Annotated in this window: 17 protein-coding genes and 1 pseudogene; 7 read left to right on the top strand and 11 right to left on the bottom strand. The window is 70.5% G+C overall.

What is annotated here, in order from left to right:
* Positions 1-169 precede the first annotated feature (169 nt).
* Positions 170-859 (bottom strand): TetR/AcrR family transcriptional regulator, encoded by a 690-nt coding sequence (locus OG875_RS03065; RefSeq protein ID WP_330172653.1) that lies wholly within the window; start codon positions 857-859, stop codon positions 170-172.
* Positions 860-945: 86 nt separating this feature from the next.
* Between OG875_RS03065 and OG875_RS03070 the strand changes: the two genes are divergently transcribed.
* Positions 946-3156 (top strand): MMPL family transporter, encoded by a 2211-nt coding sequence (locus OG875_RS03070; RefSeq protein ID WP_330172654.1) that lies wholly within the window; start codon positions 946-948, stop codon positions 3154-3156.
* Between the two features lie 96 nt (positions 3157-3252).
* Here OG875_RS03070 and OG875_RS03075 read toward each other — a convergent pair whose 3' ends face one another.
* The 7 genes from OG875_RS03075 to OG875_RS03105 form a co-directional block, all read right to left on the bottom strand.
* Positions 3253-4038 carry an ABC transporter ATP-binding protein gene (locus OG875_RS03075; RefSeq protein ID WP_330172655.1) on the bottom strand — a complete coding sequence of 262 codons (786 nt, stop codon included), beginning with the start codon at positions 4036-4038 and terminating at the stop codon, positions 3253-3255.
* Positions 4031-4966, bottom strand: a complete 936-nt coding sequence (locus OG875_RS03080) for an ABC transporter permease (RefSeq protein WP_330172656.1) — start codon at positions 4964-4966, stop codon at positions 4031-4033. The genes OG875_RS03075 and OG875_RS03080 overlap by 8 nt, the downstream gene beginning before the upstream one ends.
* Before the next feature lie 99 nt (positions 4967-5065).
* On the bottom strand, positions 5066-5938 hold the full coding sequence (locus OG875_RS03085) for a glycosyltransferase family 2 protein (protein WP_330172657.1): 873 nt from the start codon (positions 5936-5938) through the stop codon (positions 5066-5068).
* Positions 5939-5943: 5 nt separating this feature from the next.
* Positions 5944-6723 (bottom strand): CDP-alcohol phosphatidyltransferase family protein, encoded by a 780-nt coding sequence (locus OG875_RS03090; RefSeq protein WP_330172658.1) that lies wholly within the window; start codon positions 6721-6723, stop codon positions 5944-5946.
* Positions 6701-7762 (bottom strand): iron-containing alcohol dehydrogenase family protein, encoded by a 1062-nt coding sequence (locus OG875_RS03095; RefSeq protein ID WP_330172659.1) that lies wholly within the window; start codon positions 7760-7762, stop codon positions 6701-6703. The genes OG875_RS03090 and OG875_RS03095 overlap by 23 nt, the downstream gene beginning before the upstream one ends.
* Complete coding sequence (locus tag OG875_RS03100; RefSeq protein WP_330172660.1) at positions 7750-8487, bottom strand: phosphocholine cytidylyltransferase family protein; 738 nt, start codon at positions 8485-8487, stop codon at positions 7750-7752. The genes OG875_RS03095 and OG875_RS03100 overlap by 13 nt, the downstream gene beginning before the upstream one ends.
* Positions 8484-10436 carry a DUF5941 domain-containing protein gene (locus OG875_RS03105; protein WP_330177584.1) on the bottom strand — a complete coding sequence of 651 codons (1953 nt, stop codon included), beginning with the start codon at positions 10434-10436 and terminating at the stop codon, positions 8484-8486. The genes OG875_RS03100 and OG875_RS03105 overlap by 4 nt, the downstream gene beginning before the upstream one ends.
* A 409-nt stretch (positions 10437-10845) precedes the next feature.
* Between OG875_RS03105 and galE the strand changes: the two genes are divergently transcribed.
* The 3 genes from galE to idi all read left to right on the top strand — a co-directional run bounded on the left by galE (position 10846) and on the right by idi (position 13712).
* A complete protein-coding gene (galE, locus tag OG875_RS03110; protein ID WP_330172661.1) occupies positions 10846-11829 on the top strand; it encodes a UDP-glucose 4-epimerase GalE in 984 nt (327 codons plus the stop codon).
* Positions 11830-11976: 147 nt separating this feature from the next.
* Entirely contained in the window at positions 11977-12918 is a 942-nt protein-coding gene (locus tag OG875_RS03115; protein WP_330172662.1) for a cation diffusion facilitator family transporter, read from the top strand.
* Positions 12919-13118: 200 nt separating this feature from the next.
* Positions 13119-13712, top strand: a complete 594-nt coding sequence (gene idi, locus OG875_RS03120; RefSeq protein WP_330172663.1) for an isopentenyl-diphosphate Delta-isomerase — start codon at positions 13119-13121, stop codon at positions 13710-13712.
* Positions 13713-13785: 73 nt separating this feature from the next.
* Here the strand turns inward: idi and OG875_RS03125 are convergent.
* Positions 13786-14229: pseudogene (locus tag OG875_RS03125) on the bottom strand (ATP-binding protein); the annotation flags it as partial.
* Between the two features lie 334 nt (positions 14230-14563).
* Here OG875_RS03125 and OG875_RS03130 point away from each other — a divergent pair.
* The 3 genes from OG875_RS03130 (at position 14564) to OG875_RS03140 (ending at position 16531) form a co-directional block, all read left to right on the top strand.
* Positions 14564-15331 (top strand): enoyl-CoA hydratase/isomerase family protein, encoded by a 768-nt coding sequence (locus tag OG875_RS03130; protein WP_330172665.1) that lies wholly within the window; start codon positions 14564-14566, stop codon positions 15329-15331.
* A gap of 70 nt (positions 15332-15401) precedes the next feature.
* Positions 15402-16265 carry an SCO6745 family protein gene (locus tag OG875_RS03135; protein ID WP_330172666.1) on the top strand — a complete coding sequence of 288 codons (864 nt, stop codon included), beginning with the start codon at positions 15402-15404 and terminating at the stop codon, positions 16263-16265.
* Positions 16266-16390: 125 nt separating this feature from the next.
* Positions 16391-16531 carry an LPFR motif small protein gene (locus OG875_RS03140; protein WP_330172667.1) on the top strand — a complete coding sequence of 47 codons (141 nt, stop codon included), beginning with the start codon at positions 16391-16393 and terminating at the stop codon, positions 16529-16531.
* Between the two features lie 94 nt (positions 16532-16625).
* On the opposite strand, the gene OG875_RS03145 is transcribed toward OG875_RS03140, so the two are convergent.
* Positions 16626-17060 (bottom strand): hypothetical protein, encoded by a 435-nt coding sequence (locus tag OG875_RS03145; protein WP_330172668.1) that lies wholly within the window; start codon positions 17058-17060, stop codon positions 16626-16628.
* 10 nt (positions 17061-17070) lie between these two features.
* Positions 17071-23541 carry an RHS repeat domain-containing protein gene (locus OG875_RS03150; RefSeq protein WP_330172669.1) on the bottom strand — a complete coding sequence of 2157 codons (6471 nt, stop codon included), beginning with the start codon at positions 23539-23541 and terminating at the stop codon, positions 17071-17073.
* Between the last annotated feature and the right edge of the window lie 47 nt (positions 23542-23588).

Below are 23588 nucleotides of genomic sequence, written 5' to 3' on the forward strand. Positions count from 1 at the left end.
CGGTCGGCCCGGCCGCGCCGGGGCACCTCGGACGCCACGACAACGCGGGACACCGCGCCAACTCTCCCATATGGCAAGCGACTTGACGAAGATTTGACGAACGGGCGAGTGCGGGAGGCCCACGAGGGCGGGTCGGGGAGCCCAGCCGGAGGTGCCGCGCGGGGCCCGTTCACGCGCCGTCGGGGCCTCGCCGGGGCACCACGAGCCCGGCGACGACGGTGTCGATCGCACGTTCGATCATGGCGTCCCGGTCGGCGGCCGGAAGCCGCCCCATCGGGCCGTCGAGGATGAGCATCGCGAGGCCGTGGGCCACCGACCAGGCGGCGGCCTCGGCGCCGGGACGGTTGGGCGCGGGCATCCGGCCGGTGGCGGCCAGGTCGTCGAGCGCCCGGGTGAGCAGGCCGTACGAGCGGTACTGCGGGTCCTCGACGGGCGGCCCCGCACCGGCCCACTCCACGCCGTCGTCGTCCGAGGGCGCGTGGTGGAAGGCGGTACGGAAGAGGCCGGGCTGCTCCAGGGCGAAGTCGATGTAGCCCCGGCCGATGGCCGCCAGCCGCCGTTCCGCCGCCTCGCCGGGGTCGTCCGCGCCGGGGACGGTCGCGGCGACCCGCTCCATGACGTCGGCCAGCAGCCGCTGGGCCCGCGTCTTGACCGCGAGGAGCAGGTCGCCCTGGCCGCCGAAGTGGCGGTAGGCGGCGGTGGCGGAGACGCCCGCCCGCCGGGCGACCTCGCGCAGCACCACCTTGCCGGGTCCGCCGTCGGTGGCGAGTTCCACCCCGGCGGCGATGAGCGCGTTGCGCAGGTCGCCGTGGTGGTAGCCGGCCTTGGCCCCCCGGGTCGCGCCGCCGTTGTTCGCCATGCCGTCATCCTGCCCGATGTTGACAGCATTAACATCCCCTGGGACAGTCCGTGTTGACACCGTTAACATCTGGAGACGGGGGACCCGTGCTGTCCGCGATCGCCGAACTGGCCCTGAAGAGGGCCCGGCTCCTGCTCGTACTGACCACCGTCGCCGTGGTCGCCCTCGGCACGCTCGGCGCCGGCGCCTTCGGCACCCTGCTGAGCGGCGGCTTCCAGGACCCGGACGCGCCGTCCTCGCGCGCCGCCGTCCACATCGACAAGACCTTCGGGGGCGAGACCAATCTGCTGTTCCTGGTCGGCCCACGAGAGGCCGGCGGACCCGGACCCGGCTCAGCCGCCTTCGACGCACGCGGCCGAGCCCTCACCGACGGGCTCAGGAACGACCCCGCCGTGAGCAACGTGGCCTCGTACTGGGACACCGGGAGCCCCGGCCTGCTCTCCGAGGACGGCGGCCAGGCCCTGGTCGCCCTGCATGTGAAGGGTGACGAGACCCGGCGCACCGAACGCGCCGAGGCCCTCATCGACCGGTACACGGGCGACCGCGACGGGATACGGGTACGGGCCGGCGGCGCGACCGCCCTCGGCATCGACATCAGCACCCAGGTCTCGCGCGACCTCGCCCTCGCCGAGGCGATCGCCGTACCCGTCACGCTCCTGCTGCTGGTGCTCGCCTTCGGCAGTCTGGTCGCCGCGACGCTGCCCCTGGTCATCGGGCTCGTCGCGATCGCCGGCACGTTCGCGCTGCTCTTCGTCCTCGGCAGCGCGACCGAGGTGTCGGTCTTCGCCGTCAATCTGACGACGGCGCTCGGCCTGGGCCTCGGCATCGACTACGCGCTGCTGCTCGTCAGCCGCTTCCGCGAGCAGCTCGGCGCCGGTGACGAGGTGCCCGAGGCGCTGCGCACCACGGTCCGCACCGCCGGGCGCACCGTCCTCTTCTCGGCCGCGACCGTCGCCGCCGCGCTGGCCGCGCTGCTCGTCTTCCCGCAGTACTTCCTGCGGTCCTTCGCCTACGCGGGGATCGGCGTGGTCGCGATCGCGGTGGTCGCGGCGCTGCTCGTGGTGCCACCACTGCTCGCCGTGCTCGGCCACCGGGTCAACGCGGGCCGGGTGCCGTGGGCGACGGCGGCGGGGCGCCCGGAGGCCCCCTTCTGGGGCCGGCTCGCCGCCCTCGTGATGCGGCGCCCCGCCCTCACCGCCCTGCCGGTCGTCGCGGTGCTGCTGCTCGTCGCGAGCCCGCTGCTCGGGGTCGCCTTCGGCACTCCCGACGAGCGGGTGCTGCCCGAGGACGCCGGGGGCCGCCAGGTCGCGACCGCCGTCCAGGACGACTTCCCGGCCGACGAGGCGCGGGCGGTGCAGATCGTCAGCGCCTCGGCCGTGGGCGCGGTCCCGCTGGGGCGGTACGCGGGCGAGGTGTCCCGGCTGGACGGAGTCGTCCGCGTGGACGCCTCCACCGGCACGTACACCGACGGTCGGACGGAGCGGCCCGGCCCGGCGCACACGGCCCTGGGGCGGCCGGACGCGCAGCATCTGGTGGTCGTCACCGACTCCGCGCCGACCTCCGGCGCCGCCCAGGACCTGGTGGCGGACATCCGGGCGCTGGAGCGGCCCGGCGGCACGGAGATGCTGGTCGGCGGGGCGGACGCGACGCTGGTGGACTCCAAGCGGTCCATCGGTGACCGGCTGCCGCTGGCGGCCGGGCTGGTCGTCGTGACGACCTTCCTCCTGCTGTTCCTGTTCACCGGCAGCGTCGTCCAGCCGCTGCGCGCGCTGCTGCTCAACGCGATCAGCCTGTCGGCGGCGGTCGGCGCGATGGTGTGGATCTTCCAGGACGGTCATCTGTCGTCGTGGCTGGGCTTCACGCCGCAGCCGATGGACACCTCGATGACCGTGCTGCTGTTCTGCGTGGCCTTCGGACTGTCCATGGACTACGAGGTGTTCGTGACCAGCCGGATGAAGGAGTCGCACGACGCGGGCGCGGACCGGACGACGGTCGTCACTCAGGGGCTGGCCCGGACCGGGCGGATCGTCAGCACGGCGGCCGGGCTGCTGGCCGTGAGCTTCTTCGCCTTCGGGACGAGCGGGATCAGCTTCCTCCAGATGTTCGGCCTCGGGACCGGACTGGCGATCGTCATCGACGCGGTGGCCGTGCGCGGGGTGCTCGTACCGGCGGCGATGCGGCTGCTGGGCCGGAGCGCCTGGTACGCGCCGGCCGCGCTGCGCCGGCTGCACAGGAGGGTCGGTCTCGCCGAGGAACCCGCCGCCGAAAAGAAGGAACGCGCGCCGGTCGCCGTCTGACCTCCCCCGTACGCACAGGACAGCGGCCCCGCCGGATCAGGTCCGGCGGGGCCGCTGCCATGCGCGTAAGGGGCTCGAACTCCCCGGAGGGTCCGGCTACTTGCCGGTCTCCTTCTCGTACGCCTTGAGCACCTCGTCCGTCGGGCCGTCCATCAGCAGCTCGCCCTTCTCCAGCCACAGCACCCGGTCGCAGGTGTCCCTGATCGACTTGTTGCTGTGGCTGACCAGGAAGACGGTGCCCGCCTCCTTGCGCAGTTCGCGGATCCGGGCCTCCGAGCGGATCTGGAACTTGCGGTCACCGGTGGCCAGCGCCTCGTCGATCATCAGGACGTCGTGGTCCTTGGCCGCCGCGATGGAGAAGCGGAGCCGGGCCGCCATGCCGGAGGAGTACGTCCGCATCGGCAGGGTGATGAAGTCGCCCTTCTCGTTTATGCCGGAGAAGTCGACGATCGACTGGTAGCGCTCGCGCACCTGCTCGCGGGTCATCCCCATGGCGAGACCGCCGAGAATGACGTTGCGCTCGCCGGTGAGGTCGTTCATCAGCGCGGCGTTGACACCGAGCAGCGAGGGCTGGCCGTCGGTGTACACCTTGCCGTGCTCCGTGGGCAGCAGCCCCGCGATGGCGCGCAGCAGGGTCGACTTGCCGGAGCCGTTGGTGCCGATCAGGCCGATCGCCTCGCCGCGGTACGCGGTGAAGGTGACGCCCCGGACGGCGTGGACCTTGCGGACTCCGCGCGACTCGCCCTTGTCGCGCCTGAGTATGCGGCTCAGTGCCGCGGTCGCGCTGCCCTTGCCACCGCCGCCGCCGTGGACGCGGTACACGATGTGCACGTCGTCGGCGATGACGGTGGGGACGCGTCCCTGCTCGTTGAGGTCAGCCACGGCCGTATCGTTCCTCAGCCTTCCAGAAGTACACGAAGCCCACGACGCCGACGAGGAGCGACCAGGCGAGGCCCGCGGCCCACACGTGCTGGGGCAGGTTCTCGGAGCCGTAGCCGTCGATCAGCGCGAAGCGGATGAGGTCCATGTAGATGGCGACGGGGTTGTACTGGAGGACGTCCACGATCCAGCTCGGCCAGTCCTTGCCGGCCAGCATCAGCGGGATGGAGAACATCACGCCGGACGCGTACATCCAGGTGCGCATGATGAACGGCATGAGCTGGGCGAGGTCGGGGGTCTTGCTGCCCAGCCGCGCCATCATCAGCGCCAGACCGGTGTTGAAGAAGAACTGGAGCACCAGGACCGGCAGCACCAGCACCCAGGACAGTGACGGGAGGCTGCCGAAGCCGACCACCACGACCAGCAGCACGATCATGGAGAACAGCAGCTGCTGGAGCTGCTGGAGCGCGAACGAGATGGGCAGCGAGGCGCGCGGGAAGTGCAGGGCCCGCACCAGCCCGAGGTTGCCCGAGATCGCCTTCACGCCCGCCATCACGGAGGTCTGGGTGAAGGCGAACACGAACACGCCCGTCACCAGGAACGGGATGTAGACGTTGATCTCCATGCCCCGTCCGGCGTCCAGGATCAGGCCGAAGATCAGGAAGAAGACGAACGCGTTGAGCAGGGGGGTCGCGACCTGCCAGAGCTGGCCGAGCTTCGCCTGGCTGTACTGGGCCGTCAGCTTCGCCTGCGAGAAGGCGAGGATGAAATGGCGCCGGCCCCACAGCTCACGGAGGTACTGGGCCAGTCCCGGACGGGCACCGCTCACCGACAGGCCGTACTTGGCGGCCAGTTCGGCCGTGGACAGACCGTCGTCGGGAGACGGCGGCGCGCTCATGGCGATGGCGCCGTCATGGGTTGTGTCACTCACAAGTGGAAACTTTCGTGTTCACGATGCGCAGCCGGTCGGGCACTGGCGCGGACGGCCGGGACCCGGGAGTAAACCCCGATGCTCTCAGAACCGAGCCCGTCAGACGACAGGCGGTCGGCCCAGTCGGGTCAGCCGCCACACCGTACGCCACTTCATGGGTCTGCGGGGACCGCACGGAGAGCTCCAGCCCTCCCGGAAGCCGCCGAACCACGCCCGCAGGGCCGGGACGGTGGGCCGGCGGGCCAGGGTGAGCAGGATCCAGACCCCGAGATACGCGGGGACGAGGGGCGCGGGCAGGTTGCGGCGCGCCAGCCAGACCCGGTTGCGGGCCACCATGCGGTGGTAGACCGCGTGCCGCGAAGGCGGCATGGTCGGGTGGAGGAGCACCATGTCCGCGCGGTAGTCGATCATCCAGCCGGCGTCCAGCGCCCGCCAGGCGAGGTCCGTCTCCTCGTGGGCGTAGAAGAAGTCGCCGGGCAGCGGACCGACCTCGGCGAGGACCTTCGTACGGACGGCGTTGGCGCCGCCCAGGAAGGTCGTCACACGCGACGAGCGCAGCGGGTCGGAGGCGCGCAGCCGGGGGACGTGGCGGCGCTGGGTGAGGCCGGTGTCGGGGTCGGCGATCCGGAAGCTGACGATGCCGAGGACCGGGTCGGCGGAGAACGCCTCCCGGATCAGTTCGGCGGTGTCGGTGCCGGGCAGCAGTCCGTCGTCGTCCAGGAAGAGCAGGACGTCCATGTCACCGCCGGAGGGGCCGAACGCCTCGATGCCGACGTTACGGCCGCCGGGGATGCCGAGGTTCTCGGGCAGCTCCACCGTCCGTACGCCGTCGGGCACGTCGCCGACGGGGGCGCCGTTGCCGACGACCACGACGTCGATCGGGTCGCCGTCCTGCTTGGCGACGGAGTCGATGAGGGCGCGCAGGTCGTCCGGGCGGTTGCCCATGGTGATGATCACCGCACCGAGCCGCATGTCACTCACCTCAGCCTGCTGGAGGCGAGGATCGACACCAGGTGCAGAACGGCCTGGAGGAGCGCGATACCGGCCAGCACGGCGACGCCGAGGCGGGAGAAGAACAGGTCGCCGCGGACCGCGTCGAGGATCGCCAGGAGAAGGATCAGCAGGGACGCCTCGATGCCGAGGATGAGCCGGTGGAACTTGAGCGCCCCGGCGGCCCGGCGGGCCAGCGCCATGCCGGACGAGCGCGGCTCGGACGCCGACTCCTTGACCGGCGGCAGGCCCTGCTGGTGGCGGGCGACACCGACCAGGTCGGTCTCGGCCTTGATCACGATGGCGCCGAGGGCGGCGAGCGTCCCGAGGAAGGCCCACAGCCAGTCGATCCGCCCGGTGCCCCACAGGTCGGCGGCGCGCAGCCCGAAGCCGACGAGGACGGCGGCGTCGCACAGGTAGGCGGCGACCCGGTCCAGATAGACCCCGGTCATCGAGTACTGCTTCTTCCAGCGGGCGATCTCGCCGTCCACGCAGTCCAGCAGCAGATAGAGCTGGACCATCAGCACACCGAGGACCGCGCCCGTGATCCCGGGGACCAGGAGGGCGGGGGCGGCGAGGGCGCCGGCGACGGTCATCACATAGGTCAGCTGGTTGGGCGTGACCTTCGTGTTGACCAGGTACCGGTCGACGCGCAGGGAGACCTCGCGCATGTAGAGCCGGCCCCCCCAGTGCTCGCCGCTCCGCCGGTCCTTGACGCCCGGGGGGTGAACGACCGGACGGAGTTCAGCTACTGATGGTCTTGGCATAGTCGGCGTACGCGTCCCTGATCTGGTCGGTGGAGAGGTCGAGGTGCTCCAGGATCGTGAAGCGGCCCGGTCTGGTCTGCGGCGCGTAGGCGACGGCCTGCGTGAACTCGTCGGCGGTGAAGCCGATCTGCTCGGGCAGTACGGGCATGCCGTGGCGGCGCAGGACCTCGGCGATGAGCCGGGACTGCTCGTGCGCGCCGCGCAGGTGCATCGCGAAGGCGGCGCCGATCCCGACCTGCTCGCCGTGGAGCGCGCAGCGCCTGGGGTGCAGCAGGTCGAAGGCGTGGCTGATCTCGTGGCAGGCGCCGGACGAGGGGCGGGAGTCGCCGCTGATCGACATGGCGATGCCGGTGAGGACGAGCGCCTCGGCGAGGACGGTGAGGAACTCGTCGTCGCCGACGGTGCCGGGGTGGCGCAGCACGGCTTCACCGGCGGTGCGGGCCATGGCGGCGGCGAGGCCGTCGACGGGTTCGCCGTTGATCTCGTGGGACAGCTCCCAGTCGGCGATGGCGGAGAGGTTGGAGAGCGCGTCGCCGATGCCGGAGCGGACGAAGCGGTCCGGGGCATGCCGGATGACGTCGAGGTCGACCACGATCGCGATGGGGGTGGGGACCCCGTACGAGCCGCGGCCGTTGTCGTTGTCGAGGGTGGCGATCGGCGAGCACATGCCGTCGTGCGAGAGGTTGGTGGCGACGGCCACCATCGGCAGGCCCACCCGGGCCGCCGCGTACTTCGCCACGTCGATGATCTTGCCGCCGCCGAGGCCCACGACCGCGTCGTACCGCTTGCCCTTTATGTCGTCGGCGAGCTTGACCGCGCAGTCGATCGTGCCGTCGGCGACGAGGAACCAGTCGGCGTCGGGCAGCACGGGGGCCAGTTTCTCGCGCAGGGCCTGCCCCGAGCCGCGGCTGATCGCGATCGCGAGCTTGCCGGACGCGGAGATGCGCTGGTCGGCGAGGAGGCCGGCGAGGTCGTCCAGGGCGCCGCGGGTGATGTCCACGACGACCGGGGACGGGATGAGTCGGGTCAGTACTGGCACGCGACGACACGGCCCTTCGCGAGGTCGTCGTGGTTGTCGATCTCCACCCAGGGGACGTCGCCGATGGGGGCGACGTCGATGGTGAAGCCCCGGTTCACGAGTTCCTGGTAGCCGTCCTCGTAGTAGAGGTCGGGGTCGCGCTCGAAGGTCGCCTTCAGCGCGTCGGCCAGGTCGTCGGCGGCCTCGGCCTCGATGAGGGTGACGCCGATGTACTCGCCGGTGGCGGTGGCGGGGTCCATCAGCTTGGTGATGCGCCGCACGCCCTTGTCCGGGTCGGTGATGACCTTCATCTCCTCGTCGGCGAGGTCCTTCACCGCGTCCAGGGCGAGGATGATCCGCCGGCCCTCGCCGCGGGCGGCGAGCAGGGTGCGCTCGACGGAGTCGGGGTGGACGGTGTCGCCGTTGGCGAGGATCACCCCGCGCTTGAGGACGTCACGGGCGCACCAGAGGGAGTAGGCGTTGTTCCACTCCTCGGCCTTGTCGTTGTCGATGAGGGTGAGGGTGAGGCCGTACGTGGCCTCCAGGTCCGCCTTGCGCGCGTAGACGGCCTCTTTGCGGTAGCCGACGACGATCGCGGCCTCGGTGAGTCCGATCCGCGCGAAGTTGCCCAGGGTCAGATCGAGGACGGTGGTGTCGCCGTCCACCGGTACGAGGGCCTTGGGCAGCGTGTCGGTGTAGGGGCGCAGGCGCCTGCCGGCACCGGCTGCCAGTACGAGGCCGATCATGCGGTTTCTCCTTCGTCGTGTACGGCGGGGGCTCCGGAGGACACCCAGAAGCGGATGGACTCCGTGAGCGCGATCACGGCGACGACGACGGCGAGCACCGTCAGGGCCGGCGGAAGGTCGGGTCCGGCCGTGGTGAGGGCGGCGGCGACGGCGACGAGGAGCGTGCGGCCCTCGTGTCCGCCGAGTGACCGGACCAGTCCGCGGGGCGGGGCTCCGGCGCCGCCCCGGATCCGGTACACCGTGTCGTAGTGATGGTAGGCGACCGCCGCGACCAGCCCGAACGCCGCGGGCAGGGCGCCGGGGACGTCGGCGCGGGCCGCGAGGACCAGGAGGAAGCCGTACTCGGCGGCCCGGAAGACCGGCGGGATCAGCCAGTCCAGGGCGCCGCCCATGCGGTGGGCGACGGCGATGCCCGAGGTGACGGCGTACAGCAGGGCGCCGAGGATCAGGACGGGGCTGCCGACCGGGCCGAACGCGGCCGTGGCGACGAGCGAGGCACCGCCCGCGACGGCGATCAGCAGCGGGAGTACGCCGGGCAGCGCGCGGGCCGGGCGGCGGGCCGCGCGGGCGACGAGTTCGGCGAGCGGCCCGGTGTCGGCGAGGTCGGCGAGCGCCCGGACGGCGCGGTCGGTGCGTACGGCCCGGCGGGTGACCGAGCGCAGGACCCGGCCGGCGGTGGTGTAGCAGCCGGCGAAGGCGCAGCCGGCGAGCAGCGCGTAGAAGACGATCCGGGGGGTGGTCAGTGCGGTGAGGACGGCGATCATCGCCCAGCGCTCACCGATCGGCAGGACGATCATGCGGCGTACCCACACGGTCCAGCCGACGCTGTCGAGCCGGGTGGAGAGCGCGGTGGTGGGGGTGCCGACGACGGCCTTGGTCTGCTCGCCCCCGGCGGCGGTGGCCGGCGCGGTCACGGCGGTGGCGTCGTGGTTGGCCTCGTTGAAGGAGAAGTCCACGACGTGCCGGACCGTCTGGAGAACCATCGCGGCCAGCGCGAGCGCCCATACGTCGTCACCGCCGCGTGCCGCGCCGAGGGCCAGGCCCGCGTAGTACGCGTACTCCTTGGCCCGGTCGAAGGTCGCGTCGAGCCAGGCGCCCAGCGTGGAGTACTGCAAGGAGTAGCGGGCGAGCTGTCCGTCGGCGCAGTCGAGGACGAAGGAGAACAGCAGCAGCAGTCCGGCGGCGACGTAGCCGCCCCGGGTGCCGGTGGCCGCGCAGCCCGCCGCGATCAGGGCGGTGATCAGCGAGGCGGTGGTGACCTGGTTGGGGGTCAGCCCGCGCCGGGCGCACCAGCGGGCGAGGTGACGGGAGTAGGGGCTGATGCAGAAGGTGGTGAAGAAGCCGTCGCGGGCCTTGACGGCGGAACGCAGCCGTACCGCCTCGTCGTCCACGGCGGCGACGGCGGTGAGCGCCTGTTCGCGGGCGGCCGGTCCGCCGGGGACGGCGGCGACGAGGGAACCGAGTTCGGGGTGGTGCACGGCGTTGCCGGCCGCTTCGAGGGCGGCGGTCACCCGGTCGGTGAGCGGGAGTTCGGGGGCGCCGGGCGTGGTGCGGGTCAGCGGCGGCACGGCGTCGGTGACCAGGCCGGTGCCGCCGGTCCGGACCGCCGCGCCGTCCCCGGTGATGTCGTCACGGGGCGGCGGCGGGCCGTCGGTCACGGTGGTGAGCGCCGCCGACAGGGCGGCGCGCGCCTCCGGTCGCGCGGTCAGCGCGCCGGTGACGGACGCCGCGGGGAAGCGCGGGTCGGTCAACGCGAGGCGGAGCGTGTGGAGATGGCCGACGAACCGCTGGTCGACCAGGGCGACCCGGTGGCCGGCGGGCGCCGACGCGAGCAGCGCGAGGGCCGCCGCCGGGTCGGCGGCGGTGCGCACGTCGAATCCCAGCGACCGCAGATCGCCTTCGAGCGGCGATCCGGGTACCGGCGTACCGGTGAGGATGGCGGTCGACAGACGAATTCACTCCTTGACACTGCGGGGCGGACGCGCGGCGCCTCTGCCTGGAAAATCGGGGGCGGCGGCATGTCGGCAGAGGCTATCGGATGAACCACAGACCGAGTTCACCGCCCGTTCACGCCCCGGACGCCATGAGCCGGGCCAATTCCGGCCCGTCGGGAGATCATCATTGTCGATCGGTGCCCCGCCCCACAAACCGTGGCCGGCGGGGGCCCGCGCGACTCCGGTAAGACATATCCGACTCCGTACGGTTCGCGCCGCCGACGCCGCGACCGGCGGATGAACGTCGGGTGACCGTACGTCTGCGGGGACCGTACGGGACACCGCCCCCGGGTCGCGTCCGCAGCCGCCCCGCCCGGCGCCCCGCGCGCGGACGGCGCCGTACGAGAGCCCCTACGCTGGCGGCATGACATGGCTGATCACAGGTGGAGCGGGGTACATCGGGGCGCATGTGGCGCGCTCCATGACGGAGGCGGGTGAACGGGTCGTCGTCCTCGACGACGTGTCGTCCGGTGTCCCGGAGCGGCTGCCCGCCGACATCCCCCTGGTACGCGGCTCGTTGCTGGACCGGGAGACGGTGGACCGGGCGCTGGCCGGGCACGCCGTGACCGGCGTGGTGCACCTCGCGGCGAAGAAGCAGGTCGGTGAATCGGTCGAGCGTCCGCTCGCCTACTACCGGGAGAACGTGCACGGTCTGACCGTGCTGCTGGAGGCCGTGGTGGCCGCCGGGGTGGAGCGGTTCCTGTTCTCGTCGTCGGCGGCCGTGTACGGCGTACCGGACGTGGAGCTGATCACCGAGGAGACCCCGGCCGTACCCATCAGTCCGTACGGCGAGACCAAGCTCACGGGTGAATGGCTGGTCCGCGCCACCGGCCGGGCGCACGGGCTGTCCACCGCGTGTCTGCGCTACTTCAACGTGGCGGGGGCGGCGCGCCCGGAGCTGTCCGACACCGGGGTGTTCAACATCATCCCGATGTTCTTCGACCGGGTCACCCGCGGCGAGCCGATGCGGATCTTCGGCGACGACTACGCGACACCGGACGGCACCTGCGTACGCGACTACATCCATGTGGCGGACCTCGCCGAGGCGCATCTCGCGGTGGCCCGCCGGCTGGCCGGGCGGACCGGGCCGGGGGACCTGACGTACAACATCGGGCGCGGCGAGGGTGTGTCGGTGCGGGAACTGGCGGAGCTGGTGGGCGAGATCACCGGCGATCCCACTCCCCCGGTGGTCGGGCCGCGCCGGGCGGGCGACGCGGCGAGGGCCGTCGCGTCGGTCGAGGCGATCACGGCTGAGCTGGGCTGGACGGCCCGGCGCGGGGTACGCGAGATGGTCGAATCGGCGTGGGAGGGGTGGCGGCTGCGCCACCCCGCGGTGGCTGCCGACTGAGCCGCCGAAAGGCGGGCCGTTCCTCTGACCTGCGGGCGTTCCCGCAGGTCAGAGGGAATGACAACGGTGTTCAGTGCCGTGTTGCCCGATACCCCCCACCCGTAGTTCACTGGCCGCGACGGCTGGAACCGACCGGGAGGCGACCCCATGGGGGCAGGGCACGACCACGGGCACGCGCACGGCGGCGCGCCGCCGCCGGGGACCGCGACCGCCGCGTACCGGGGCCGGCTGCGGATCGCGCTGGGGATCACCCTGTCCGTCATGGTCATGGAGATCGTCGGCGGGATCGCGGCCGACTCCCTGGCGCTGATCGCCGACGCCGCGCACATGGCGACGGACGCGGTCGGTCTCGCCCTGGCGCTGCTCGCCGTGCACTTCGCGAACCGGCCGCCGACGGGCAACCGCACGTTCGGACTGGCCCGCGCGGAGATCCTGGCCGCGCTGGCCAACTGTCTGCTGCTGCTCGGTGTCGGCGGTTTCCTGCTCTTCGAGGCGGTCGAGCGGTTCATCACGCCCGCCGACACGAAGGGGGGGCTCACGATCGTGTTCGCGGCGGTCGGCATGGTCGCCAATCTGATCTCCCTGTCCCTGTTGATGCGCGGGCAGAAGGAGAGCCTGAACGTGCGCGGCGCCTATCTGGAGGTGCTGGCCGACACGCTGGGCTCGGTCGCCGTGCTGATCGCCGCGACGGTCATCCTGACCACCGGCTGGCAGGCGGCCGACCCGATCGCGTCGCTGGTCATCGGGCTGATGATCGTCCCGAGGACGGTGAAGCTGCTGCGCGAGACGCTGAACGTGCTGCTGGAGGCGGCGCCCAAGGGCGTGGACATGGAAGAGGTGAGGGCGCACATACTGGCGCTGTCGGGGGTGGAGGACGTGCACGACCTGCACGCCTGGACGATCACCTCGGGGATGCCGGTGCTGTCGGCGCACGTGGTGGTGAGCCCGTCCGTGCTGGACAGCGTCGGGCACGAGCGGATGCTCCACGACCTCCAGGGCTGTCTCGGTGACCATTTCGACGTGGAGCACTGCACGTTCCAGCTCGAACCGGCGGGTCACGCCGAGCACGAGGCGAACCTCTGCCACTGACCGCCCGCCCGCGCGCCGCGCCGACACCGGGTGCGGGACAGGGCGCGGGTCCGGGTCCGGGACGGGGCGCGCCGGACATAACGGCCGAATCTCCTCCGTGAAGCACATCGCGGGAACGGACATGCCCGTTTCGCGGAAGTGCGGACAACGCGCTCCTGTACGGCAGACTTGAGGGCCGAGGACCGAAGCGAAGGATGGCTATGACGACCACACCTGTCACTGTCACGGGCGGCTCGCCGAGCGGCGTTCAAGAATCGATCATGCTGGAACTGGTCGACGAGAACGGCACCACGATCGGTACGGCCGAGAAGCTCTCGGCCCACCAGCCACCGGGCCGGCTGCACCGGGCGTTCTCCGTCTTCCTCTTCGACGAGCGGGGCCGGCTGCTGCTCCAGCGCCGCGCGCTCGGCAAGTACCACTCCCCCGGTGTCTGGTCGAACACCTGCTGCGGGCACCCGTTCCCGGGCGAGGCGCCCTTCGCCGCCGCCGCCCGGCGCACACACGAGGAGCTGGGCATCTCGCCCACGCTGCTCGCCGAGGCGGGGACCGTCAGCTACCACCACCCGGACCCGGGGTCCGGGCTCGTCGAGCACGAGTACAACCACCTCTTCGTGGGGCTCGCCCAGGGCGCCCTGCGGCCGGACCCGACGGAGATCGCCGACACGGCCTTCGTCACCCCGGACGAGCTGGACGAGCGGCACCGGTCGGCGGAATTCTCGGCGTGGTTCATGACGGTGCTGGACGCGGCGCGCCCGGCGGTCAGGGAGCTGACGGGGACGGCCGGGGGCTGGTAGCCGGACCGGCCGCGCCCTCTCCCTCCGGCCGGCCGGTCCCGGACCGGCCGGGCACCGCGCCGGCGCCTTGCGACAGCGGGAGCAGCGCCCAGACGATCTTCCCGCCGCTCGCCGTGCGCTCGACGTCGCAGGTGCCGCCCGCCTCCAGGGCGGTCTCCCGTACGAGCAGCAGACCGCGCCCACCGGTCTGTCCGTGGTCCAGCTCCAGCGGCTTGGGCCGGTACGGGTGACCGTCCTCCACCGCCACCCGGACCCACCCGGCGGCGAGGGTGATCTCCACGCCCAGTTCGGGCGAGAGCAGGGCCGCGTGGCACACGACGTTGGTCACCAGCTCGGAGACGATCAGCAGCAGCCCCTGGAGGATGTCGTCGGACACCGGGGCCTTCTGCCGGTTCAGCAGATCCCGTACGGCCCGGCGCATACGCGGTACGGAGACCTCGACGGCGGGCACCGTGAACCGCCACACCCCCTCGTACGGCTCCGGTCGCGCCGGAACACTTCCGAGGCTCTCCCTCACCACGGCCCCCACCCTCGGTTTCCCCAGCGCTCCGGGCGCGCTGTCACAGGCGTCGAGTCTTGGGAACCGGCCCGGCCGGACCGGGAACTGAACAGAAGTCAGCGGGTATCGACGGATTGTGTCCGGATACGTCCGACCCTGTTGCCCGGCTGACCGACCGTGCGAGGTTCCCGCCCTGTCACGATCACGCGGTCGGGCGGTCGGGCGGTCGGGGCTCGGGTAGTACGGCTCCGGCGGCCGGGCGGTCTCCTGCGGTCACGGCACCGGCGGCCGGGGCTCGGGCGGTCGGGGCTCGGGCGGTCGGGGCGGCGCGGTGCCGGATAGCATCCGGCCCATGGAGCCCACCGCGCCCGCGCCGCCGCGGCTGACCGCCGCCGTCGCCGACGGGGTCGCCACCGTGACCCTCGCGAATCCGGCCAAACACAACGCGCTCACCGCAGGCATGTGGCGGCGACTGCCCGAACTGCTGGCCGGCATGGCGACCGACCCCGCCGTCCACGCCCTGGTGCTGACCGGCGCCGGCGACTCCTTCAGCGCGGGCGCCGACATCGGAGGGCTGCGCGAACCCGGCGACACCACACAGGACCTCAGCGTGCGCGCGGAGGAGGCGCTCGCCGCCTTCCCGAAGCCGACGCTGGCGGCCGTACGCGGCTACTGCGTGGGCGGCGGCGCCCAGTTGGCGGTGGCGTGCGACCTGCGGTTCGCGGCGGAGGGCGCCCGGTTCGGGATCACGCCCGCGAAGCTCGGCGTCGTCTACCGCTCCTCCTCGACCCGAAGGCTGGTCTCGCTGGTCGGCCCGTCCACCGCCAAGTACCTGCTGTTCTCGGGCGAGTTGATCGGCACGGAACACGCCCTCCGGGTCGGCCTGGTGGACGAGGTACTCGCCCCCGGCGAACTGGCCGCGCGGGTAGCCGAGTTCACCCGCGTCCTGGCCTCACGCTCCCGGCTGACCCAGGCGGCGGTCAAGGAGTACGCGAACGGCCGCACCGACCGGGACGCGTACTGGGACGCCCAGGCGCGCGACAGCGGGGACCGGGCGGAGGGGGTCGCGGCGTTCCTGGAGCGCAGGACACCCCGGTTCGGCTGGACGGTGCGGGACTGAGCCCCGCCCCCGATATCACCCGGGAACCCTGGGCTTCCCGGCGTACCGACCAGTCGGTAACGTAACCGGCATGACCACTCTCGCCCCGCGCGCCGCCCGCCGCTGCCACAACTCCGTCAATCCGCTCCACTCGACGGTCTACTTCTCCCCGGACCTCCACAAGGAACTGGCCGCCGTCGGCGTCGAGGAGGAGCGGGCCGCGTACTTCGCCAGTCGCGGCGCCGCGATGGGCGCGGTCGGACCCGGCGTGATCGCCGCCACCTTCTACAACTTCAGCTTCGACCTGGTCTCCCGGCACCTGCCCGCCGTGTGGCGAACCACCTCGCCCGAGGCCGTCCTCGACGCCCGGCTGCGCGCCGCCGACTCCACCCTGCGGCGGGTCCTCGGCGAGGACGTCGTCGGGTCCGACGAGATGGCCGAGGCCGCGCGGCTCGCACTGCGCGCCACCGAGGCGTGCACCCGGCACGCCCGCCCGCTGTACGCCGCGCACGCGGATCTGCCCGTTCCCGACCAGCCGCACCTCGCGTTCTGGCACGCGGCGACCCTGCTGCGGGAGCACCGGGGCGACGGCCATCTGACGGCGCTGCTCGCTGCCGGGCTCGACCCGGTGGAGGCGCTGGTCAGCCACACGGCGACGGGCAAGGGCATGTCCCCGCGCTGGGTACTCGGCAGCCGGGGCTGGCGCCGTACGGACTGGGAGGCGGCGGCCGGGCGGCTCACGGCGCGCGGGCTGCTGGACGACGCGGGCGAACTGACCGAGGCGGGGACGGCGATGCGGGCCGAGCTGGAGGAGCACACGGACCGGCTGGACGCCGCGCCGTACGAGCACCTGGGCGCCGCCGGGGTGGAGCGGCTCACCGAACTGGGCCGCGGATTCCTGCTGACGGCGGCGGTCGCCGGCGCGTTCCCGGAGGACCTGATCGGGAAGGGCTGACGCCCGCGCAGGTGCCGCGCGGATGTCCGCCTGCCTACATGGCCGACGTTTGCGATCGCGCTGAGCGGCAAACCGGAGAGTGCGGGTCAGCAAGGCAGATCCGCACCGATACAGGAGGTTTCGTCATGCGCGCCATCGCAGATGCACTTCGCGCCGTCGGTGGAGCGATCGCCACCGTGGTCACCCTGCCGTTCCGGCTGGTCGCCAAGCTTTTCGGCGGCGCCTCGCGCGGCAGCCGCGGCGGCGGCCGCCCGCGCCGCGCCTGATGTCCGGAGCCCAAGGCGCCGACACTGCTGTGGCGGCCCCGAGGCGATCCGGGGGCGTGCGTGGATCGCACACGCCCCCGGACAGCTTCACGTCCTAGCCGGACTTGTGGATCTCGTATCCGTACTCCCTGTCGGAGCTGGTCGAGAAGTACAGCTTCGGGGAATCCCCACCGTCGGCCACGCCGAGCGTACCGGCTTCTCCCCCTTCGGCGAAGGAACCTGTCGAGTCATAGATGAGCCCGACGATTGATCCCTTTCTCTTCACCGACCACGTGCCCTGGCCGGAGACCTTCTCTCCTTTGGGCGGCGGGTCGATGAAGCTGAATACGACAGCATCGCTCGGGATGCCTGACAGTTCGAACCGGCCGTCGTCCCCGAACTCGACCCGTCCACCGCCGGCGCCCGTCCAGACACCGGGTATCTGTACTGATTCGATTCGTTCGGTCTCGCCGGCACAGCCGGTGGCGCCGAACATGAAGGCCGCTGCCAGGGCGAGCGCCACAGCGTTTCTAACGTTCACGAATTTCACTCGACCCACCCTATTTGTAGATGGTTTCGGTCCATCGGATGTCGACCCGGTACCCGGCAAAGAGCCCGAAGAAGTGGTCTCCCACGCCATTGAATGCCTCCTGCCATTTGCCGTGCCCCGGCACGAAGGATTCATTGTTGATGTCCGTCCGCGCGTGATATTTGACCGTAAGCGTGTTTCCCTTGCTCTTGGTGATCTCGTATCTCACGTCGTACGAACCCAGAACACCTTGCGCTTCTCTGTCGTCCTTTCCGATGGCAAGTCCGCCCAGGTCGGAGAGGTACACATTGCCCATCTGACCCAAGGTGAGGTCTTCACCTGCGCGATTCTTTGTGACGCTGTACCGCTCGTCCTCGCCCTTTGTTCCGTTCACAATGAACTGGGTCACCACTGAATCTCTGACGTCCTTCATGCTCGAACTTTTGATCAATGCCTTGGTTATCTCGTCGTCGCCGTCGTAGGACCTGTCCGGGATGGTCGCCTTCCCCTCGGAGCTGCCCAAAAGCCAGCGGAACGCCAGGGTCCAGGGGCCGTCGCCCTGGACTTTACCGTCACCGCCATGTTTGTTGTTGGCGAGATCTCCTGACTTCGGCGAGATGACTTTGTACCACTCATCGAGCAATGTCAGGAGCGGATACTGCCCGCCGGCGTACAGAGGCGGGAGAGGGTCGGGCCCCAGGAGGAGCGGGCGCGGCTGCAGAACGGGAGAGCCCAAGGATGACGTGATGCCCAGCGGGCTGTTCCCCGCGGAGCCCGTGGCGCCGCCGCCGGTCAGACGCGGTGGCGAAACGTTGGCATCCGACGCGATGACATCGGGAGAGCAGTCCGCCTTCTGGCAGGTGAACGAGGCCATGCCGGACGGGTCGGACAGGGTGGCGGGATTGTTCTCCGCGTAGCTGAAGCCATTGAGCGATTGGTGTTTCGCCGGTTCCAACAGTGGATCGACACTGATGAACCGGCCGAGTGCCGCATCGTATTCACGAGCGTCGACGTGCGTCAGCCCCGTGGCTTTGTCGTGCGTCTTGCCGAGGAAACCCCGATCGTTGCCCCATTCGCCGATGGCGCCCGCCCGTTCCGCTCCGAATACGGTCATGTATCGCTTGGTGATCGCCTGGGTGTCGGATGCGATGGCGAGGCTGGAGGTGCCGTGGTGGTCTCCCGCCAGGTACTGAAGCTTGTTGGCGCCCGACTGGTTGGAGCGAACGGCCACGGTCAAGTTCTGGGTGCCGTAGAAGCGCTGAGCCCAGAACTTTCCGTCGGCCTTGAGGTGCAATTCCGTTCCTCCGGCGTAGAGGACCCGCTCACCGTTCTTCTCGCTGCGGATGAGCAGGCTGCCGTCGGCGTCGTACAGATAGCCCGTTTCCTTGGCCCCTTCGGTGACCTTGCCCAGCTTTCCTTCCGCGTTCCAGTCCAGGCTCTGCGTTCCGGTGCTGCCGGGCCGATTGAGCGTGTTGCCGGCCTCGTCGGCGGTGTAGGAGCGGTCCGGTGCGACGCAGTCGTTGTCGGTGCTGGTTCCGGTCAGCACGTGGGGCTGGTCGGACCTGTAGCAGTAGGTGGTTGTGGCGGCGCCGGCGGCTTTGTGCTGGGTCTCCGTCTTCCGCCGGCCGGCGGTGTCGTAGGTGTAGCCGGTCCAATAGGGCGCCGGCCCGGAGAGGCTGTTCGCACCGCGTTCGTCGGCGCACTTCTGGGAGGTGGGAGTCCATGCCTCGGTGAGGCGGCGGAATCCGTCGTAGGTGAAGCACTGCGTCTCGGACTTGCCGCCCCCGCCGAGCAGGGTCGGGTCCGAGATCGCGGTCACATTGCCGGCCTTGTCGAACTCGTAGTTGAGATCCTGGAGCATGTACGGGTGTGTCTGGTCCGTGACATGACTGCGCTTCAGGCGGCCGGTGCCCTCCTCGTAGGTGTGGTTGATGTACGCCTTCTTGTGCGCCTCGGTGTTGGCGGTGCCGAGGACCAGTTGCTGCGGTTGTCCGAGTGCCGAGTAGTCGGTGGTCAGGAGGTACCCGGTGCTACCCATGATCGACTTGACCTGGCCGAGTGAGGTGTAGCCGTACTCGACGGTCTCGGACGGCAATCCGCCGAGCGCGGGTTCGGTGGCGTTGAGCTTGGTGCCGTCGTTGTTGAACGCGGTCGTGAAGTCGACCGTGGCAGGGGCGCCCGCCACGACCAGCGGGTCGTTGGCCGGCAGTGTGAGCCGGGTGCCCGTCGCTCGGTCCAGGGTGTCGAAAGCCGTGGCCTCGCGCGTGTACGCCTGTCCCGACTTGCCGCCGACGTAGCGGGTGGAAGCCTGCGGTTTGCCTTTGACCAGGCCGTCGTACGTGTGGGACGTGAGCTGGTTGGCGTCGGTCTTGCTGCCGGCCCAGGTGCCGGTCATACGGCCGATCTCGTCGTACGAGGTGAGCACCGATTCTCCACGGGCGTCGGTGACCTTGGTCACCTGGTCCAGCGCGTTGTAGACGGTCGTGGCTTCGCCCTTGTCCGGGTCCGTAGCGGACGTTCTACGGCCGAACAGATCGTACGTGTAGGACCACGCGGCTCCGTCCGGGCCGGTGAGCGAGGCCTCTTTGCCGTCCAGCGTATAGCTGGTCCGGACGGTGGTGTAGGGGACGCCGAGGGAACCGCCGTACTGGGTGTCGGTGGGCTGAGTGCCCGCGTAGGAGCGCGTTTCCACAGTCCTGCCCCGGACATCGGCGATCGTCCGTTGGGCGCTGCCGCCGTCGAGAGCTGTCGAGGCGGTGGAGTCCCCCGTGTGTTCGGTGGAGGTCGTCCAGCGCTTGTCGCCGAAGAAGAACACCGAGCGTGCCGTTTCGCGGCCCGCGCCGTCGAAGGTGATCTCCGTCTGGGTGGGCGACTCGCCGTACTCCGCCCGGGTGTAGAGGGCGTCCGGCCCGGTGGTGCTGTCGAAGATGTCGGCGTGGGTCTCGTAGGCGAGTCCGCGGGAGTCGTATCGGGTGTCGGTGAGTACCCGGCCCCCCTGAGGACTCGGTGACTGTGTCTGCAACGGCCGCAGCATGGAGTCGTAGATCGTGTAGCTGGTGTTGTAGGTGGTGCCGTCCTTCTTGAGGATCGAGGTGGAAACTGCGGAAGGCCTGGTGCTGCTGATCTGATAGCCGAACTTCTGGCTGGGGCTGTACTCCGCCGCCCGATTGCGATTCGGCAGCCAGACCTCTGTGATCCGGCCGAGGGCGTCGTGCGCCGCCTCGGTCTTCCTGCCGTTGGCGTCGAACGTCCGCACCGGGACGCCCCGCCTGGGGTCGAAGAAGGTGATGACCCTGTGGGACTTGGCGTTGGTGACATCGGTCCGGGTCAGGGGGCCGGCGCCCGCCGGTGTGTACACGGTGTTGACGGCCTTGTTGTCCACGTCCGTGACAGTGACGGGGCGGCCAAGAGCGTCGTAGTCCGTGGTGGACTGCTTCTGCCAGGCGGGCTGGTCCGCCGCGTTGTAGGAGGCGGCCCGCCCCGTCCAGGTCGCCAGGCCCTTGGTGGGTTCCTGTGTGGCGGACCAGGTGGCTCCGTCGTAGGCGACGGCACTGTCGGAGAGGACATCGCCGGGCCGGGTCGAGTCGGCGGGCAGATCCAGCAGCGCGTCGGTCACGCCGCACGCTTTGCCGACGACCCTGGTGCGTGACGGCAGTTTGGTGAGGCCGGCCTGGGTGTTGCGGGCGTACCAGGTACGTGTGCACGTCTCGTCGCCGGACTTGGCGTCGTCCCCGCCGTCCTGGACCTGGTACGGGATGCCGTACGTGTCGTGGTCGGTGGTGACCGTGTGGGAACGCCAGGTCTGGGGAGCGGTCAGGTAGGTGTGCGTCGTCGACTTTCGGGTGCGTACGTAGCGGGCGACGAGATCACCGGCGTCGGGCACGTCCTGCCGTGCTGTTTCCTCGGACCACGGATCGTGGACGGCGACGCTGATCGCGGTGGCGCCGGAGTAGGTGACCTGTTGACGGAGATGGCCGCTGTAGGCGGCGCCGTCCGTCAGGGCGGGGATCGTGAGGCCGCTGATGGGCAGAGCCGGGACGCTCACGGACTTGCTGGTCCCGTCTTTCCTCGCGTCTCCGTCCATACCCTGGAGATAGAGGGCGACTGTCTTCGAGCGAGTGGTGTCCTTGGCGCCCTTCTGGACCGTCACCTGGCGGTAGCCGCGCCAGTCGGACCAGGTGCGCTCGTCCTTGGGAGTGAAAGGCGAGTCGCTGTAGTGCCATGCGGCCCCGCTGTAGCCGTACTCCTGCTCGACACCGTCGTTGTGTCCGGCCGGATCACTGTTCGTGACGGCCAGCACCCGGTACTTGTGGAACCAGTCCACGGAGGCGTTCTCGGCGCCGTTGATGTTCCAGTACTGCGGATAGCAGCTGCGGGTGTTGGTGTCCTCGGCCGCGCCGAGGACGTCACCGCGTACGCACTCGGGCGCCGACATGGTCACCGTGGTGATGGCACCGGTCTCCGAGGTCACCGTGGACATGCGGGGCCGGGTCAGCGGCAGGATGTCGTCCGTGCCGTCCACACGGTTGGGTCGCATGTGGTAGGTGAAGGAGATCGGATTCAGGACGATGTCCGTGCCGGCCTTGGCGGTCCGCTTGATGGACTTGAGCGTCAGGACGTGGTCGGACGTGTCTCCGATGTCGCCGCCGTCCAGGTACTGCTGAGTGAGCGTCCAGGAGTCGACGGCTTCGTACGACGTCGTCGCTGCCGCCCAGGTGAAGGTGTCGATGCCGGTCAGCCGCTTACGGGTGAAGAACGCGGGGGCCAGGGCGTCACATTCGGTGTCGCCGGAGGAGCAGATGGTGTCGAAGGGAACGTCCGGCCAGTTGTCGGCGGTGTCCTCGTCGAGTTCCGAGCAGTCCGACGCCGTGCACCGCTCCGCGTAGCTGAAGTTGACCTTCGCCTCGGCGTTTCCGGTGAACAACGCGTCCTTGCGAAGCCCGTACTTGATCTCTTTGAGATAGCCGCCGCGAACGTAGGAAGCCTCCGCCTTCTCTGCCTTGTTCTTGCGGTAGTGGTTGCTCTCGGAGGCGTACCAGTAGGTGGCCGCGTTGCCGCGGGTGTCATGGACGTAGTCGAGGTTCCAGCGCCATGCCTGGGTCGACGAGCGGTCCGCGAACGAGGAGCCCTTGCTGTAGCCGGGCTCGCCGGAGTCGTCGCCGAAGACAGGTGCGGTCCAGACGGAGTTGGTGCGCTGATCGGTCGCGCCGGGGAGCTTGTTGAGGCCGAAGACGTATGTGGCGCCGTCGCCGGTCACCACCGTCCAGTACTCACCGTTGTCGTCGTTGTTGTCCGCACCGGTGGAGCGGGTCACCTTCGAGGCGTCGTCGCCCTCCAGCCTCCACTCGCCGGAATCCGTGTCCTTCACCAGCGCGTTGGATTTTCCGTTGAGTACCAGGCGTGCGTTGTCGTACTTCCAGCAGAGGTCGTGGACCTCGTCGTGGCCGTCGTCGTCGCAACCACCGTAGGTACGCTCGACGTAGGACTCGGTCATACCGAACCCTTCACCGACCGTGGTTCCCTGGTTGTTCGTGGAGGCTGTCCGTCCGTCGACGCTGCCGGAGTCGTACGTCAGCGACACGGTCGGCACGGGCCCGGCAGCGGGGGCCGGCGGTTTGAAGTCGTGCGACCAGGTGAACGAGCCGGAGTTGCCGCCGGCGGACCAGGTCGACGATTCGGAAAGCGCGGTCGCCGAGTAGTCGCCACTGCCCGAGGGGGACTGGCCGGATCCGGAGCTCGCGGCGGTCAGGGCAAGGACCGCGGCTTCGGAGGAGGACCTCTTCGGTGTCGCGGGGCCGTCGGAGGGCGCCGTCAGGCTCACGGTGGCGGACACGGTCCGGGTACGGATGTCGTTGGTGGAGTCGAGCCGGGTACGGGTGCGGCATTCGGCTTTTTCCGGGGTGGTCAGGGCGCAGGAGGGCAGCCGTACCAGTGCCAGCCGGCCGGCCCAGCCCCCGCCGACGGCCGACGCGAAACCGCCGTATCCGACGCTGATGCGCGACTTTCCCGGGTCCTCCGCCGTGGCGGTCAACACCACGCCGGTGATGCCGAGTTGGCCGGCCACCTTCTGGTCCAGGACACTGACGCCGACCGGGGTGCCCGCGCCACTCTCCGCGGCGGAGGCGGACTTCAGCGTCAGCGGGAGTCCACCGGCGGTGGTCTTCACCGTGTCGCCCGCGAGTCTGACCCGCGCGGTGCCCGGCCGGGGCCAGGCCGTACTCGTCTGCTCGGCACGGGCTCTCCGCGCCTGCCCGGCGTTGGTCTTACGGTCCTTGGTGACCTGGTCGCGTGCCTTCCGAGCGCCGGGACCCTTGATTTCTCCGACCTTGCTGACCCGCTGCTCCTGGACATCGGGACGGCCGAGGCCCACTTCGCCGGCGCTGGCGCCGGACGCGAAGGCGAGGGGAGCCACCACGCCCAGCGCCAGCACGCTCGACAAGAGACGCGGGCGACGCCAGTGGCCTTTTCTTCGACGGGATGCGGTGCCTCTACCAAACAACATCAATTGTCCCCCACCACGATTTTTTGAGTGATGTCAGATGTTCGGAA

The organism is Streptomyces sp. NBC_01498 (assembly GCF_036327775.1).
Taxonomy (GTDB): domain Bacteria; phylum Actinomycetota; class Actinomycetes; order Streptomycetales; family Streptomycetaceae; genus Streptomyces.

Bases quoted from the DNA above. Each gene is read 5' to 3' on its own strand.
- OG875_RS03065 (WP_330172653.1), bottom strand. From the start codon at position 859: ATGGCGAACAACGGCGGCGCGACCCGGGGGGCCAAGGCCGGCTACCAC.
- OG875_RS03085 (WP_330172657.1), bottom strand. From the start codon at position 5,938: ATGCGGCTCGGTGCGGTGATCATCACCATGGGCAACCGCCCGGACGAC.
- OG875_RS03090 (WP_330172658.1), bottom strand. From the start codon at position 6,723: ATGCCAAGACCATCAGTAGCTGAACTCCGTCCGGTCGTTCACCCCCCG.
- OG875_RS03100 (WP_330172660.1), bottom strand. From the start codon at position 8,487: ATGATCGGCCTCGTACTGGCAGCCGGTGCCGGCAGGCGCCTGCGCCCC.
- galE (WP_330172661.1), top strand. From the start codon at position 10,846: ATGACATGGCTGATCACAGGTGGAGCGGGGTACATCGGGGCGCATGTG.
- OG875_RS03115 (WP_330172662.1), top strand. From the start codon at position 11,977: ATGGGGGCAGGGCACGACCACGGGCACGCGCACGGCGGCGCGCCGCCG.
- idi (WP_330172663.1), top strand. From the start codon at position 13,119: ATGACGACCACACCTGTCACTGTCACGGGCGGCTCGCCGAGCGGCGTT.
- OG875_RS03130 (WP_330172665.1), top strand. From the start codon at position 14,564: ATGGAGCCCACCGCGCCCGCGCCGCCGCGGCTGACCGCCGCCGTCGCC.
- OG875_RS03135 (WP_330172666.1), top strand. From the start codon at position 15,402: ATGACCACTCTCGCCCCGCGCGCCGCCCGCCGCTGCCACAACTCCGTC.
- OG875_RS03140 (WP_330172667.1), top strand. From the start codon at position 16,391: ATGCGCGCCATCGCAGATGCACTTCGCGCCGTCGGTGGAGCGATCGCC.
- OG875_RS03150 (WP_330172669.1), bottom strand. From the start codon at position 23,541: ATGTTGTTTGGTAGAGGCACCGCATCCCGTCGAAGAAAAGGCCACTGG.